This is a genomic window from Streptomyces sp. NPDC044002 (assembly GCF_056434525.1).
In genome coordinates, this window is the sequence record NZ_JBWKEZ010000031.1 from 45801 (window position 1) to 59553 (window position 13753).

The window sequence follows — 13753 nt, forward strand, 5'->3', positions numbered from 1 at the left end:
CGCTGCGGGCGTACGCGACGACGTTCACCCGACCGGGTGAAGTCGGGTGATGTGTGCGCGCCGCCCGCCCGGTGACTAGCGGTATTCGCAGAGGTAGGCGGTCTCGGCCGTCACCTTGAGCTGGAACTTGCTGTCGCCCGGCACCTTGAAGTGGCTGCCGGAGGAGAAGGTCTCCCACTCGGCGGAGCCGGGGAGCCTGACCGTCAGGGCGCCGCTGACGACGTGCATGACCTCCGGGGCGGCCGTGCCGAACTCGTACTCGCCGGGAGCCATGACGCCGATGGTCGCCGGGCCCTGCTCCTGGTTGAAGGCGATCGACTTGACCGTGCCGTCGAAGTATTCGTTGACCGTGAACATGTGCGTGGTGTCCTCTTCGGGAACGAGCGGAATCGGAACGCCGGCTCGTCGCGCCCCGCTCACCGGCGAGGGGAAGGTTACCGCTCCTGCTGCCGCCCCCGCCGAGGCGGCCCGCGAGGACCCGTGCGGCCGTGATGTCGCGTCGATCAGTTCACCCATGGCCGTGGACGCCAGCCGATCGTGTCGTGTTGGGGGACGGGTTCCCCGGCCGGCGGTGCGTCGGTGTACTGGGCGGCGTACTCCCCGGTCGGCGGGACGACGGTGATGACGTCGACGAGCACTCCGTCGGGGGCGGCCACGATGAAGTGGCGCTGGCCGAACTCCTCCGTGCGCAGGGACAGCACCTCGGGCAGGCCGCCCTCCACCACGAGCCGCCGGTGTTCGCCGTCCACGTCGTCCACCTCGAAGTTCAGCAGCAGACCGCCGCCGAGCGCGACCCGGTGGCCGTCGGGGACGGTCGGGTGGGAGTGGGCGAGGAGGGCCAGCTCGTACTGCGGGGCGTCGGGGCGGCGCAGGCTGACGTACCAGTCCGCTTCGAACGTCACCACGAAGCCGAGGTGGCGGGTGTAGAAGTCGCGCGAGGCCGTGACGTCCCGGGTGGCGAGCACCGGGTAGAAGCCGCCGAGCTTGGCCGGGGGAGGGGTGGTGGCTTCGATCGTCATGGCTGAGGCCCTTCGAGTCGCCGGTCGGTTCATTTCGCATACCCGGGGTATGTGAGTTATGGCGTTAGCATACCCTCGGTACGCGAAATGGGAAGGGGGTGCCCTCGATGGCGCTCAACCGGGCGGAGCAGCGGGAGGCCACGCGGCAGGCACTGCTGGCCGAAGGACGGCGGCGGTTCGCAGAGGCGGGGTACCACCACGTGGTGCTGGCGGAGGTGGCCCGGGCCGCCGGGGTCACCAAGGGGGCGGCCTACCACCACTTCGACAGCAAGGCGGGGCTCTTCCGGGCGGTCGTCGCCCAGGTCCAGCAGGAACTGGGCGAGCACGTCGCGGCCGCGGCGGAGCGGCACGAGGACCTCTGGGAGCAGCTCCGGGCCGGCTGCCGGGCCTTCCTGGCGGCGGGGACCGACCCGGCGGTGCGGCAGATCCTGCTGGTCGACGCACCGACCGTGCTGGGCTGGGACGAATGGCGGGCCATGGACGAGGAGTCCTCGGCCCGCCACCTCGCCGAGGCCCTCACGGCGCTCGCCGCGGCGGGGACCATCGCCGACCAGCCGGTCCAGCCCCTGGCCAGGCTGCTTTCGGGAGCCATGAACGAGGCCGCGCTCTGGATCGCGCGGGGCGGAGACGCGCAGGGCGCGGAGCAGGCGCTGGACCGCCTCCTGGAGGGGCTGCACCAGGCCCCCGGACGCCCCGGCCAGCCGGCTTCGGCGGCCTTGAGGAGCCGCCCGGGCAGGTAGGGGGACCTGACCCGGACGTCCCAGCCGCGCCGGCGGGCGTGGCAGGCCGGCGCCAGGACGTCGAGGCCGACCGCGGCGTCGGGTCCGTCGGCCCGGTCGGCCACCCGGAAGCGGTCCCGGTGGGCTTCGAGGGCATCGGCGAGGGCCAGGTTGAAGCTCTCCTCGTCGCCGTCCACGAGCTGCGACAGCAGGACGGCCGCCGGAGCCAGCGCCTGACGCTCGATCCGCACCGCACCGCTCCCCACGCCCGATTCCGTCCCCACAGCCCAGGCAACGGCTCCGGCAGCGGATCCGGCAGCGGCGCCGGGCGGGCGGGTGCCGCGCCCTACCTGAACAGGCGGTCCCCGGGGGTGGCCATGCGGTGCGTGCCGCCGTGGCGGTTCACCCAGTCACGGACCAGGCCGACGGAGTTGGCGCACTGCCAGCCGTCGTCGTACTCCCGCACCCCGGTGAAGGCCCCGTAGCCGGCGATGATGCCGTCCACGCGCCCGTCGCCCAGCAGCTTGTCCACGTACCAGGGGTCGTTGTACGTCGTGGTCCAGGACAGGGTGGCCGCGAGCCGTCCGGCGTCCCGGTCCCCGGCACCCTTCTTGAGCTCCGCACAGGTGTAGTAGGTGGCTTCGGTGCAGTTGCCGAACCCCTTGGTGATGTCGCTGTCGCCGTAGTCCATCACCCGGCGGCCGGCGGGGAATCCGGAGCCGGACCGGTCGAACGCGCCCCGGACCTGGTCGCGGGTGCCGGTCGTCGTGATGCCCTCCAGCGCGCCGAGCCTGCCTTCCAGGCTCTTCCAGCCCCGGCCCCCGACGTCCGGGTTGCTGCCGCCGTGGTACTCGTAGAACCCGTAGAGCACCTGGATCCCGGCAGCGGTCAGCCGCTGCGCCTTGTCCCGCAGTCCGGCGACGCTGCAGCCGCGGTTCTCCCGCTCCCCGCAGTAGTTGGGGTCCTTGATGTCCAGCCAGACCAGCGACAGGCGACGCCCCGCACCGGCATGGGAGAGGATGCGGTCGATCATGCTGTCGAAGCCGGGGCCCAGCCGGTTGTCACCGGCGGAGGAACAGTCGTGGTAGGCACGCCATTCGTTCGGGTTCCACCAGGCGCAGACGTCGATCTCGATGCCGTTGGCACCGTGCTTGAGAGCGGCGTCCACGCCGTCCAGGGTGTCGACGCGGTGCGCGATGGCGTAGACCGGGCGGCGCTGATCGGCCGCCGCCGCGGATCCCGCGCCGAGCGCGGTGACTCCGACGACCGCGCAGAGGGCTGTCAGCAGCGCCAGTAACGACCGGGGGCCCGTACCGGGCCGGATGTGGGCGGTCAAGAACGTACTCCTTCGAAGTCGGGGTACTCCGGCGAGCGATCTCGCCGCCCACATGCTGGCACGCGGTACGTGCACGATGAATCAGATCCGGTCGGGGGGGCGAAGGCCTAGGCCAGGACCTTCCGGAGGGCGGCGAGCGCGGTGCCGAGTTCCTCCTCCGTGATGGTCAGCGGCGGAGCCAGCCGGATCGTGGAGCCGTGCGTGTCCTTGACCAGGACGCCCTCGGCGAGCAGCCGTTCGCTGATCTGCCGCCCCGTACCGAGCGCCGGGTCGACGTCCACGCCCGCCCACAGGCCCCGCGCCCGGTAGGCGGTGACGGCGCCGCCCGCGCGGCCGATCTCGGCGAGGCCGCGGTCGAGCACGGCCCCCAGCTCGGCGGCGCGCCGCTGGTACTGGCCCGTCTCCAGCAGGTCCAGGACGGCCGAACCGACCGCCGCCGACAGGGGGTTGCCGCCGAAGGTCGACCCGTGCTCGCCCGGCCGCAGGACGCCGAGCACCTCGCGCCGGGCGACGACGGCGGAGACCGGGACGATGCCGCCGCCCAGCGCCTTGCCCAGCAGCAGGACGTCCGGCACGACCGATTCGTGGTCGACGGCCAGGGTGCGGCCCGTGCGCCCCAGGCCCGACTGGATCTCGTCGGCGATGAACAGGCACCCCGTGCGCCGGGTCAGTTCCCGCACCCCGGCGAGGTAGCCGTCGCCGGGGATGAGCACGCCGGCCTCGCCCTGGATCGGCTCGATCAGCACGGCGGCGGTCGTCTCGTCGATCGCCGCTTCCAGGGCGGCCAGGTCGTCGTAGGGCACGACACGGAAGCCGGGGGTGAAGGGGCCGAAGCCGGAGCGGGCCGTCCGGTCCGTCGAGAAGCTCACGATGGTCGTCGTACGGCCGTGGAAGTTGCCGTCCGCCACCACGATCGTCGCCCGGTCCGGCGCGACGCCCTTGACCTCGTACGCCCACTTGCGGGCCACCTTGACGGCGCTCTCCACGGCCTCGGCACCCGTGTTCATCGGCAGCACCATGTCGAGACCGGTCAGCTCGGCGAGGCGCTCGGCGAAGCCGGCCAGCCGGTCGCTGTGGAAGGCGCGCGAGGTGAGCGTGACCCGGTCGAGCTGGCGGTGGGCGGCCTCGACGAGGGCGGGGTGGCGGTGCCCGAAGTTCAGGGCCGAGTAGCCGGCCAGCATGTCGAGGTAGCGGCGGCCCTCGACGTCTTCCACCCAGCTGCCCTCCGCTCGCGCCACGACCACGGGCAGGGGGTGGTAGTTGTGCGCGAGGACCGGTTCCTCGGCGCGGATCAGCTGTGCCGACGAGCGCGCCGCGGTGGCGGCAGGAGCAGGAGCAGGAGCAGGGGCGGGGGCAGCGGCGGTGGACGTCATGAGCGGATCTCCAGGGTGCAGCACTTGATTCCCCCGCCGGCCTTGCGGAATTCCGACAGGTCGACGGGGACGGGAACGTATCCACGGTCGGCGAGCCCGTCGACGAGGCCGTGGGCCTGCGGGGCGACGAAGACGTTGCGGCCGTCCGACACGGAGTTGAGGCCGAAGGCCAGGGCGTCCTCCTCGGTGGCGATCACCGCATGCGGATAGAGCCACCGGAGCACCTCCCGGCTGCCGGGGGAGAACGCCGCCGGGTAGTACGCGACGTTCCCCCCGCCGGCCGCGCCGCCCGCGACGCCCTCCTCCTCACCGAGGAAGAACAGAGCGGTGTCCAGGTGGTAGAAGCGCGGGTCGACCAGTTCGAGCCCGATCACCGGCCGCCCGAGGAACTCCTGCACCTCGCGGTGCGCGGCCCGCTGGGTACGGAAGCCCGTGCCGGCCAGTACGAACCGGCCGGCGGGAACGAGGTCGCCCTCGCCCTCGCAGACCGCCTCCGAGCGGTGGACCTCGTATCCGGCGGCCTTGAACCAGGCCTCGTACTCGGCGGACTCCGGCCGGCGCTCGGCGGCGTGGAAGGAGGACCCGAAGACCCGGCCGCCCGACACGAGGGCCGCGTTCGCCGCGAACACCATGTCGGGCAGGCCCGCCACGGGGGCGACCGTCTCGACCGTGTGGCCGTGGGCGCGGTACGCCTCGACCAGGGCCCGCCACTGCGCACGGGCCAGGGGAACGTCGACCGGGGTGCGGACGTCCATCCACGGGTTGATGGCGTAGCGCACGTCGAAATAGCGAGGCTCACACATCACATAGCGCCTTGGCCGCCCTGCTGGGGCTACGGGTCCTACGGGGCCTGCGGGTCCTACGGGCACAGAGCTTCCTCCGCTTCCTGCGGTGACGACTGGGGGAGTGGCCCCACCGTAGGAAGCGGCAGGTCAGCGCGACAAGAACGAAGTGCTGCGTACCGGAGCAGGAATCCTGCGCGTACGTTCCCCTCAGAGCAGGATTGCTGCGCCCTCGGCCGCCCGCGCGGCGGCTTCGGCCGGCGCCGAGGCACTGGCCCCGGCCTCGGGGCTCTCCGGCAGCAGGTGCGACAGGACCATGTAGCTGATCGTCTTGCGGATGAACGGCTCGCTGCGGATCCGCTCCAGCACCTCCTCGAAGTGCTCCACGTCGGTCGCCCTGACGTGCAGCAGCGCATCGGCCGCGCCCGTCACCGTCATCGCCGCCGCGATCTCCGGGTACTTGCGCGCGACCTCCGCGAGGCGCCGGGGCGGCGCCGCGCTGTCGCAGTACACCTCGATGTACGCCTCGGTACGCCAGCCCAGCGCGGCCGGCCGGACCGTGGCCCGGAACCCGGTGATCACATCGGCCTTGCGCAGCCGGTCCACCCGCCGCTTGACGGCGGTCGCCGACAGGCCGACGGCCGCCCCGATCTCCGCGAAACTCGCCCGGGCGTTGTCCATCAGGGTCGCGACGATCTGCCGGTCGAGTTCGTCGAAGGGCGTGGACCTGGTGCTCATGGCAGGTGATCTTCTCCTCGTGCGGCCCCGGACGGGGGACTTCCGCGCCCACTCTGCCGCAACGGCGACCGCAACCGTCACCGCAACCGCGACGGCCCCGGCGCCCCGCGGGTGTTCAATGCCCGGCGAAGGCCTTCACCAGGGCGACGGCCAGGCCGATCGCGGCGTCCAGGGCCCCGGCCAGGAGGGCGGCGAGGATGCCGCCGCCCATGCGCACCCCGCCGTAGCAGCCCCAGACGAACAGGCCGGTGACGCTGACGACCGCCGCCGCGAGCAGTGCCGTGTCGACGCGCATCACGCCCAGCGCGGCGGAGGCGACGAGCACCAGCGGGCCCACGGCGGACAGCAGCAGCGGGCTGCTGACGGACAGGATCCCGCGCAGCTCGTGGCCGGTGGCGAGCCGGCCGTGCACCACCCGGTGGGCCTGCTGGTCGGCTACGACCGCCGCCAGCCACAGCCCGACGGCGGTGGTGAGGAGCGTGGCGGCCGCACCTGCCGCGTCCACGTGCGCGGAGGCCCGCAGCCCGATGACCACCGAGATGATCGTGATCGTCGCGTAGATGCGCTCCTTGAGGCGGGCGGCCGCGAACCGCGGGTCCCCCGCCGGTCCGGCGGCACTCTCGTGATCCATGGGGGCACCCTAGATCAGGAGGGTTTCATCCGGGATGTCCTGCGGGAACGCGGCGCGGTGGCGGCCCGAACCGCACCGGGACCCCTGGGGACCAGAGCACGCTGGCGGGCGGCCCGGCCGGGGCGGGCAGGCCCGCGGCGGCCACCAGGGTCTCGTCGCAGTGGAGGAGCCCGGCACGGTGCAGCGGCCAGCGCGGGTGGCTGTTCGGGAGGTACAGCGACCGGCCGCGGAACGCGGTGTGCATGCCCCAGCGGGCGGTCAGGAAGTGCTCCAGCGCGGTCGGCTCGGTGACCCGTTCGCCGATCCGCACGGTGATCCGGCTGTACGCGCCGGCCGCCCCGGGCCGGCGCCGGCGGCTGCTGTACGTGACGGTGCCGCCGCTGCCGTGGCGGACCGTCATGCGCGACCAGACGTACGGGAGGCGGAACGCGACCCGCCCGACGGCCACCGGGACCAGCCGGGAGGCGTCCAGCGAGCGGAACACCACGCCCCGCCGGCCGTGCGAGTCGACCGAGTAGAGGCGGACGTTGGTCTCCGGGAAGGACCCGAGGTAGGGGACGCCGGGGAGGCGGAACCATCCGACCTCGTGCATCCGGAACGCCACCAGGCCGACGTACGTGACCCCGTCGAGGGTGTCCGGCACGGTACCGGCCGGCAGCAGCGGGGCGGCGTCGGCGGGGTCGACGGCCCAGTGCAGGAAGGCCAGGTCCAGCCACGACTGCGTGATGAGGGGGCGCTCGGCGGTGTGCGGAGGCTCGGCCGTGATCGGCTCCGGGACGGCTTCGGGCGGCGGCTGCGGCGGCTGCGACATCGCGCCAGTGTCCCGCGGACCGCTCGCGCCGGGAAGCGGCCTCCGGCCGGGAGCCCCGCCGCCGACTCGGGTAGCCTCGGGTTCTTCCCCGGCCCCCTCCGAACGGCAGTTCACCTGTGAGCACACCCACCAGCACCGAGGACCCGACACAGCGGGCACAGCGGGCACAGCGGTCCGGGGAGGCCGTACGGCAGCCGGGCAGCGCGTGCCCCGGCCGCCGCATACGCCCCCGGGGGGTCGTCGACCTCCGGGGCGGGGCCGACGGCGACATCAGGCTGTCCTACCCGCCCAACGCGGCCGTCGTCGTCGCCGGACTTCCCGGCAGCGGCAAGAGCACCCTGCTGCGCGCGTGGTCCCCCGCCGCCGAGGTCGTCGATCCCCGCGCCACCCGCACGGCCTTCGAGTCGCGGATGCCCGCCTGGCTCCCCTACGCGGTGTACCGGCCCTGGGCACGGCTGAGCCACATGCGGTGGACGCGTTCCCGGATGCGCCTGGGCCACCCCCTCCTCATACACGACTGCGGCACCAGGCCGTGGATGCGCCGATGGCTCGCCTACACGGCCCACCGGGGCCGGCGCCCCCTGCACATGGTCGTGCTCGACGTCGGCCCCCGGGAAGCGCTGTCCGGCCAGCACGCCCGGCGGCGGCTGGCCTCACCCCGCGTCTTCGGAATCCACCGGCGGGGGCTCGCGCGGCTCCTCGCGCGCATCGCACGGGACGGCCTGCCCGCCGGCCGGGGCATCGGCTCCATGGTCCTGATCGACCGCCGCCAACGCGACCGCGGCGCCGCCTCGGTGGACTTCGACGACCGCCCCGGACCCGCGGAGCCGGCCCCGCCGTCCGGCAGGACCTCCCCGTGAAGTCCACCGGGATCCTCCCGGAGCTGGAAGCGCGGATGGCGGAACTGCGGACACCGGCGCGGGTGTACGTGGCGGCCGGGCGGTTCACCGAGCCGGAGCCCGACCTGCCCGAGCTGGCGGACCGGATCCGCGCACTGCTGGCCGGGGCGGCGGCCGACGGGGCCTGGCGGCGCTACTTCCCCGGATACGCCCCTCCGCCCCTCCCGCGGCTGTGCGCCGCCCTGGAGCCGCTGGAGCCGCACGAGGCCGCCGGGTTCCTGGCCCGGCTCGCCGCCGTCGACCTGCTGTGGCCGTCCCACCGGCACCTGCCGGCGGACACCGCGGAGCGCGCGGCGGACCGGGTGGTGTCCCTGCTCGGACCGGAGGGCAGCTGGTGGACCAACCACGACGCCGCGGGCGGCGCCGTGAACGGCCTGACCCCGGTGTTCGACAGCCTGCTCGCGGGGACGGACGGCGAGCACTACGCCCTGGCCCTGCAGCTCGCCGACGACTGAGGTCCTCGCGGCGGAAACGTTCCTGGGGTGAACGGCGGCGGCCGGACGGGTGAGCGTCCACGGCAGGGGCACGGGAAGGGCCGGGGAGGACCGCTACAAACGGGCCGTGAACACGCCTCTGCTCCGCTCCCTCCCCGCCGTCCTGACGGTGATGGCCGTCTGTGCCGTTCCGGCCGCGGCCGTCCCGGCGGCCCCTGCCGAGACGCCCGATCCGGTGGTCTTCGTACACGGCTGGAACAGCGACGGTACGGCCTGGAACACCATGGCCGCCCGGTTCGGGGCGGACGGCTGGCCGGCCGGCCGCCTGTACCGGTGGACCTACCCGACGTCGCAGTCCAACGCCACCACCGCCGCGCAGCTCGCCACCGAGATCGACCGCGTCCTGGCCGCGAGCGGGGCCTCCCGGGTGGACCTGGTCACGCATTCCATGGGCTCCCTGTCGTCCCGCCACTACCTCAAGAACCTCGGCGGCGACGCGAAGGTGGACGCCTGGGTGTCCCTCGCCGGCCCCAACCACGGCACGGAAACCGCCCGTTGGTGCGGCGGCACCTCGTGCGCCGAGATGCGTCCGGGCTCCGCGTTCCTCAACGCGCTGAACGCGGGCGACGAGACCCCGGGGCCCGTCCGCTACGCCACCTGGTGGTCCTCCTGCGACATGATCAACCAGCCTGGTGGCACCGTGGCCCTCACCGGCGCGGTGAACACGCGGACCCCGTGCCTGCAGCACACGGCCTTCACCGACGACGCCGGGGTCTACCGGCAGGTGCGGGACCACATCGGCGGCACGGCGGCACGGCCGCGCTCCTGAAACGGCGACGGGCCGCCGCTCATCCCGTCCCGGTGCGGGCCCGCTTGCGGTATCCGTCCAGCACGTCCTGGCGGAGCAGGAAGGCGAAGCCGGCGGCCTCCAGACGCAGTCCCAACTGGGCGGTGTCGATCCCGAGACCGGCCGCCGTGGCCGGCAGGTGCCAGTCGTGGGCGGCGAGCCTGTCGAGCAGGTGGCCGCGGCGGACCTGGCTCTCCGACAGCCGGAACGTCTTGAGGTAGGCGATCCGGCCGCTGTCGTCGGTGATGGCCTCGCCGATGTGGTTCTCCTCCTTGGGACGGAACGGCGGCCGGAAGCGCGCGAGCGTGAAGCGCCCCATCCGGTAGACGGACTGCCAGGTGTACGCGTGCCCCAGCAGTCCGGCGGCCATGGTCGTGTCGTGGAACCGCGCCCAGGCCTCCTCCTGCTCGGCGGCCGCCCTGCGCAGGTCGTCCAGGGATCCGATGCGCGTGTCGGCGATCCGGGCGCGGAAGTCCGCGACCGGGAGCACCAGCGTGCCGTAGTGGTGGATCAGTTCGCCGTACAGGTCCTGCAGGAGCGTCGGGTGCAGGGCGCGGTAGTCGTCGGGATGCGGGACCGCGAACGCGGCAGCGAGTGCGTCGGCGACGTACACCATCACGCCGCACTGGCCGGGGTGGATCTCGAAGAGGCGCAGCGCGTCGTCGAGTCCCCGTACCTCGTCTCCCGCGTAGGCCTCCTCGGCCCGTGGGGAGAGGCCCTGGCCGATCGCACGCTGCGACCACTCCTCCCAGGCGATCGTGGGACCGCCGGAGTGCAGTGCCAGGTAGCCCTCCAGGGACAGGTGCATGGGGAGGAACCGCAGCCGGTCCTTGGCCTGGCGGCGGGCCGTCCGGCGGTGGAAGCGCAGGCCCATCGTGGCGGCGGGGCCCTGGTCGTGGTCGGCGGTGAGCTGTGTGCCGTAGGCGGCCGCCGGCGTGCCGTCACCGGTCCACGTGGCGACGAACCCGTGCGGAACGTACGACAGGTAGGCGTGACGCGGGCCGGTCTCGACCAGGCCGGCCGCCTCGCCGTAGAGCTCGGCGTGCAGACGGAGGTCGCCGATGGGCTCGTCGCGGACGAGCGGGACCAGGCGGACGGCACCCCAGACCTGGGCGGGGCGGGCGGTGAGACCGGTCAGGTCCAGTGTGGTGGTCATCGTGCCCGTTCCCGGTCGTGTCCGGCCGTCATGAGGGCCGCACGGGTGTCCATGTACGCGGTGAGCTCGGCCAGGCCGGTGCGGCCTTCCGCGAACTGGGCGAGTTCCACGAGGGCAGGAAGGTCCTCGGCGTCCCGGATGCCCGCGGTGGGCACGGTCGCGGCGAGCCGGCGCACGTCGAAACCGGCCGCGTCGTAGACCGGGTTGAGGTGCACGACGCCGGTGCGGCGCCCGGGGTCGAGGCGGGTGCGCCAGACGCGCAGCACTTCGCCCGCCAGGCCGGGAGGCGCGTTGTCCCATCCGTCGGAGACGATCACCAGCCGGTCCGGGGCGGTCTCCAGCGCGTCGAGGATCCGCCGGCCCACCGGCGTCGGCCCGTACGGGTACGCCAGCAGCGCGTCGGTCCGCCCGGACGTCCACAGCGCGGTGTACTCGCCGGCGAGGGCCGCGAGCAGATGGTGGCAGGCCAGTGCCACGGCCAGCGGCCGCCGGCGCTTGTGGACCGACCCGAAGGAGGAGAAGCTGTCGTCCAGGACGGCGGTGACCTTCCCCCAGGTTCCCCGGTGGGCGCCGGCCACCCGGCCGGCGGCGGACTCCAGGGCGCGGGTCAGCTCGGCACGCCGGCGCAGGCGGTCCTCCAGCGGCAGCGACAGCACGTAGGCCGCCAGGCGGGTCAGCGGCATCCCGGCCAGGTCGGTCTGCACCGCCGTGGCCCCGAGCGCCCGCGCGGACTGCTGCAGCCGGAGGGTCTCAAGGCGGGTCAGCCGCGGGGCCATGCGCTCCAGGAAGACGTCCCGGGGTATGCCGTGCCGGGCGGCGAACCCCTCGGCGGCCGTGTAGGGCAGCTCGTACAGCGCCGCCTTCTCGTAGTGGGCCCGGCGCCACGTCTCCAGCAGGGGTGTTGCGTAACGCGGGCGGGCACGCGGCGCGAACAGGAACGTGCCGAGTTCTTCCGGGGCGTTGGCGGGGGTGAGGTGCGTGTGGCGCAGGACGCGCTTGAGGCCGCTGCGGTACTTGACGGCGTCGAACGCCAGGTCCTTGCGGGAGGCCAGCCAGTCGCGCACGATCGCCCGGGTGCGACGGTTGTTCACCCCGGCCCGGCGCAGGGCGTCGAAGAGCCCGTACACGCGCTGCGGCGGCAGCGCAGCCAGCCGCGACGCGATCAGACGGCCCTCGCGGCGGCGCTGATCGGCACTGGCCTCCCCGGCGGTTTCCAGGAGCCGCCGGATGATGAGCACCGCGTTGTGGTCGTTGATGTCGAGGGCGAGGACCCCGGCGTACAGCTCGCGGTAGTTCCCCAGCATGTACGCGTGGAGGAAGTCGAGGGACATGCGCTGCTCGTCCGCGTCGTCGCGGAACTCCCGCTGGCCTGTGGAGGTGATCGCCGCATTGACGAACAGCAGTACGTCTTCGGCTGCGACCAGGTCCCCGTACGAATCCATTTCCGCTCTTCCCCCGAGATGGACGCCGGCCGGGGAATGGGGGCACGAGCTGCGAATCATTGCTTCAGAGGCAGGTTCCGGAAGTCGCACCGGAGTCCCGCGGCCGGCAACAGGACCGTAACAGAGCGGGCGGCGGGCGCTCCACCGACTTCCGGGGCGGCCCCGGCCGGGGCGTACGCGAGCGCGCGATTCCGCTCCCGCACGCCCGGCGCATACCACCGCCAAGGCCTGTGCGGGCCGCTTCCCTCCCGTCGTTACAGGCCGGTCCGTTTAAGCGTGATTGTCACTCTATTCCTGCTAAGGGATGGCTGGCGTAGGTTGGTTGAAGTTCGCATGCTTATGCTTCACCCGCTATGACGGACAGCCAGACACCCCGCGCTTTACGCGCCTCAGCCGACGTGATCGTCCTCGGTGCAGGACCCGCCGGGCTCGTCCTCGGAAACCTCCTGCTCGCCGCCGGGATCGACTGCGTCATCCTGGAACGCGCCTCCTCCTCCCGCGTCCGGACCCGCGCCCGCGCCGGGTTCCTCGCCCCGAACACCGTCCGGATCCTGGACGGCCACGGCCTGGCCGACGGCCTGCACCAGCACGGACGCCCGCACGGCACCTGCGAGTTCCGCACCCCCGAGGGGCGGTTCCGCCTCGACTACGGCGCCCTCGGCCGGGGCGGCCGGCACCACGTCTACCCGCAGCAGCACCTCGTCACGGACCTCCTGCGGCACTACCTCGCCCGCGGCGGGCGCATCCATTTCGGCACCGAGGCGCTCGCCGTCCACGACACCGACGGCACCCGCCCCTGCCTCACGGCGCGCGACCCCGACGGCCGGGACGTCCGGTGGACGGCCCGCTACGTCGCGGGGTGCGACGGCCGCCACGGCGCGGCCCGCCGCTCCCTGCCGGCGGGCTCCGTCCACCACCACGACCACGGCGTCACCTGGCTCGGCCTGCTCGCCCAGGCCCCGCCGAGCCTCGACGCCGTCGGCTACGCGATCCACGACCGCGGCTTCGCCGGACACATGGCCCGCACCCCGGAAGTGACCCGCTACTACCTCCAGTGGCAGCGCGGCGTCGCCGCCGACGCCTGGCCCGCGCAACGGATCTGGGACGAGCTCGACACCCGGATGCGCGCCCCGGAATACGGCCCGCTGAGCCGCGGCACCCTCCTGGAGCGCGGACTCTTCGACCTGGCCTGCGACGTGGTCGAACCGCTGCGCCACGGCTCGCTGTTCCTGGCCGGCGACGCGGCGAGCGTGCCGGCCCCGGCCGCCGCGAAGGGCGCCAACCTGGCCGTCCTGGAGGCCGAGATCCTCGCCGGGGCGCTCGTCGACGCCCTCACCCGCGGTGACACCCGGGGGCTCGACGCGTACTCGGACCGGTGCCTGGCGTACATCTGGAGGGCGCAGGAGTTCACCGGCTGGATGACCCGGCTGCTGCACGCGCCGCCCGAGGGCGACCCGGATGCCGGATCGTTCTTCCAGGCCGCCCGGCGGCGCTCCCGGATCGCTTCGCTGCGCACCTCGCGCATCCACCAGGACTGGTTCGCCGAGAACTACGTCGGCGTCTGAC

At 73.5% G+C, this 13753-nt stretch carries 15 protein-coding genes and 1 pseudogene; 5 read left to right on the forward strand and 11 right to left on the reverse strand.

Annotated features, from left to right (window positions below; genetic code table 11):
* Positions 1 to 75: 75 nt before the first annotated feature.
* Together ppnP and AC07A6_RS22885 are read right to left on the reverse strand one after the other, a co-directional pair.
* Entirely contained in the window at positions 76 to 357 is a 282-nt protein-coding gene (gene ppnP, locus AC07A6_RS22880) for a pyrimidine/purine nucleoside phosphorylase (RefSeq protein ID WP_362460404.1), read from the reverse strand.
* Positions 358 to 503: 146 nt separating this feature from the next.
* On the reverse strand, positions 504 to 1019 hold the full coding sequence (locus tag AC07A6_RS22885; RefSeq protein WP_478778305.1) for a VOC family protein: 516 nt from the start codon (positions 1017 to 1019) through the stop codon (positions 504 to 506).
* A 107-nt stretch (positions 1020 to 1126) separates the two neighbouring features.
* Between AC07A6_RS22885 and AC07A6_RS22890 the strand changes: the two genes are divergently transcribed.
* Positions 1127 to 1759 carry a TetR/AcrR family transcriptional regulator gene (locus AC07A6_RS22890; RefSeq protein ID WP_478778306.1) on the forward strand — a complete coding sequence of 211 codons (633 nt, stop codon included), beginning with the start codon at positions 1127 to 1129 and terminating at the stop codon, positions 1757 to 1759.
* A gap of 44 nt (positions 1760 to 1803) precedes the next feature.
* On the opposite strand, the pseudogene AC07A6_RS22895 reads toward AC07A6_RS22890, so the two are convergent.
* The 7 genes and pseudogenes from AC07A6_RS22895 to AC07A6_RS22925 form a co-directional block, all read right to left on the reverse strand.
* A pseudogene (locus AC07A6_RS22895) lies at positions 1804 to 2022 on the reverse strand (Imm49 family immunity protein); the annotation flags it as partial.
* A 62-nt stretch (positions 2023 to 2084) separates the two neighbouring features.
* Positions 2085 to 3074, reverse strand: a complete 990-nt coding sequence (locus AC07A6_RS22900) for a PI-PLC domain-containing protein (protein WP_478778307.1) — start codon at positions 3072 to 3074, stop codon at positions 2085 to 2087.
* Between the two features lie 107 nt (positions 3075 to 3181).
* Entirely contained in the window at positions 3182 to 4447 is a 1266-nt protein-coding gene (gene rocD / locus AC07A6_RS22905; protein WP_478778308.1) for an ornithine--oxo-acid transaminase, read from the reverse strand.
* Complete coding sequence (gene ddaH / locus AC07A6_RS22910; protein WP_478778309.1) at positions 4444 to 5250, reverse strand: dimethylargininase; 807 nt, start codon at positions 5248 to 5250, stop codon at positions 4444 to 4446. The genes rocD and ddaH overlap by 4 nt, the downstream gene beginning before the upstream one ends.
* A 189-nt stretch (positions 5251 to 5439) precedes the next feature.
* Positions 5440 to 5967 (reverse strand): Lrp/AsnC family transcriptional regulator, encoded by a 528-nt coding sequence (locus tag AC07A6_RS22915; protein WP_478778310.1) that lies wholly within the window; start codon positions 5965 to 5967, stop codon positions 5440 to 5442.
* Between the two features lie 115 nt (positions 5968 to 6082).
* The gene (locus AC07A6_RS22920) at positions 6083 to 6598 is read right to left on the reverse strand and encodes a hypothetical protein (RefSeq protein WP_362460114.1); all 516 of its coding nucleotides are present in this window, start codon (positions 6596 to 6598) and stop codon (positions 6083 to 6085) included.
* A gap of 25 nt (positions 6599 to 6623) precedes the next feature.
* The gene (locus AC07A6_RS22925) at positions 6624 to 7409 is read right to left on the reverse strand and encodes a YqjF family protein (RefSeq protein ID WP_478778311.1); all 786 of its coding nucleotides are present in this window, start codon (positions 7407 to 7409) and stop codon (positions 6624 to 6626) included.
* Between the two features lie 116 nt (positions 7410 to 7525).
* On the opposite strand from AC07A6_RS22925, the gene AC07A6_RS22930 reads away from it, so the two are divergent.
* The 3 genes from AC07A6_RS22930 to AC07A6_RS22940 all read left to right on the forward strand — a co-directional run bounded on the left by AC07A6_RS22930 (position 7526) and on the right by AC07A6_RS22940 (position 9571).
* Positions 7526 to 8269, forward strand: coding sequence for an AAA family ATPase (locus AC07A6_RS22930; RefSeq protein WP_478778312.1), 744 nt, complete (start codon positions 7526 to 7528; stop codon positions 8267 to 8269).
* Positions 8266 to 8763, forward strand: coding sequence for a hypothetical protein (locus tag AC07A6_RS22935; RefSeq protein ID WP_478778313.1), 498 nt, complete (start codon positions 8266 to 8268; stop codon positions 8761 to 8763). The genes AC07A6_RS22930 and AC07A6_RS22935 overlap by 4 nt, the downstream gene beginning before the upstream one ends.
* A 106-nt stretch (positions 8764 to 8869) precedes the next feature.
* On the forward strand, positions 8870 to 9571 hold the full coding sequence (locus AC07A6_RS22940; protein ID WP_478778314.1) for an esterase/lipase family protein: 702 nt from the start codon (positions 8870 to 8872) through the stop codon (positions 9569 to 9571).
* Between the two features lie 19 nt (positions 9572 to 9590).
* Here AC07A6_RS22940 and AC07A6_RS22945 read toward each other — a convergent pair whose 3' ends face one another.
* Both AC07A6_RS22945 and AC07A6_RS22950 read right to left on the reverse strand, forming a co-directional pair.
* On the reverse strand, positions 9591 to 10745 hold the full coding sequence (locus tag AC07A6_RS22945; protein ID WP_478778315.1) for an ARPP-2 domain-containing protein: 1155 nt from the start codon (positions 10743 to 10745) through the stop codon (positions 9591 to 9593).
* Positions 10742 to 12187, reverse strand: coding sequence for a hypothetical protein (locus AC07A6_RS22950; protein WP_478778316.1), 1446 nt, complete (start codon positions 12185 to 12187; stop codon positions 10742 to 10744). Before AC07A6_RS22950 ends, AC07A6_RS22945 begins: the two co-directional genes overlap by 4 nt.
* Positions 12188 to 12585: 398 nt before the next feature.
* Here AC07A6_RS22950 and AC07A6_RS22955 point away from each other — a divergent pair, with 398 nt between their 5' ends.
* Entirely contained in the window at positions 12586 to 13752 is a 1167-nt protein-coding gene (locus tag AC07A6_RS22955) for a 4-hydroxybenzoate 3-monooxygenase (protein ID WP_362460135.1), read from the forward strand.
* The last annotated feature ends 1 nt before the right edge of the window (position 13753 follow it).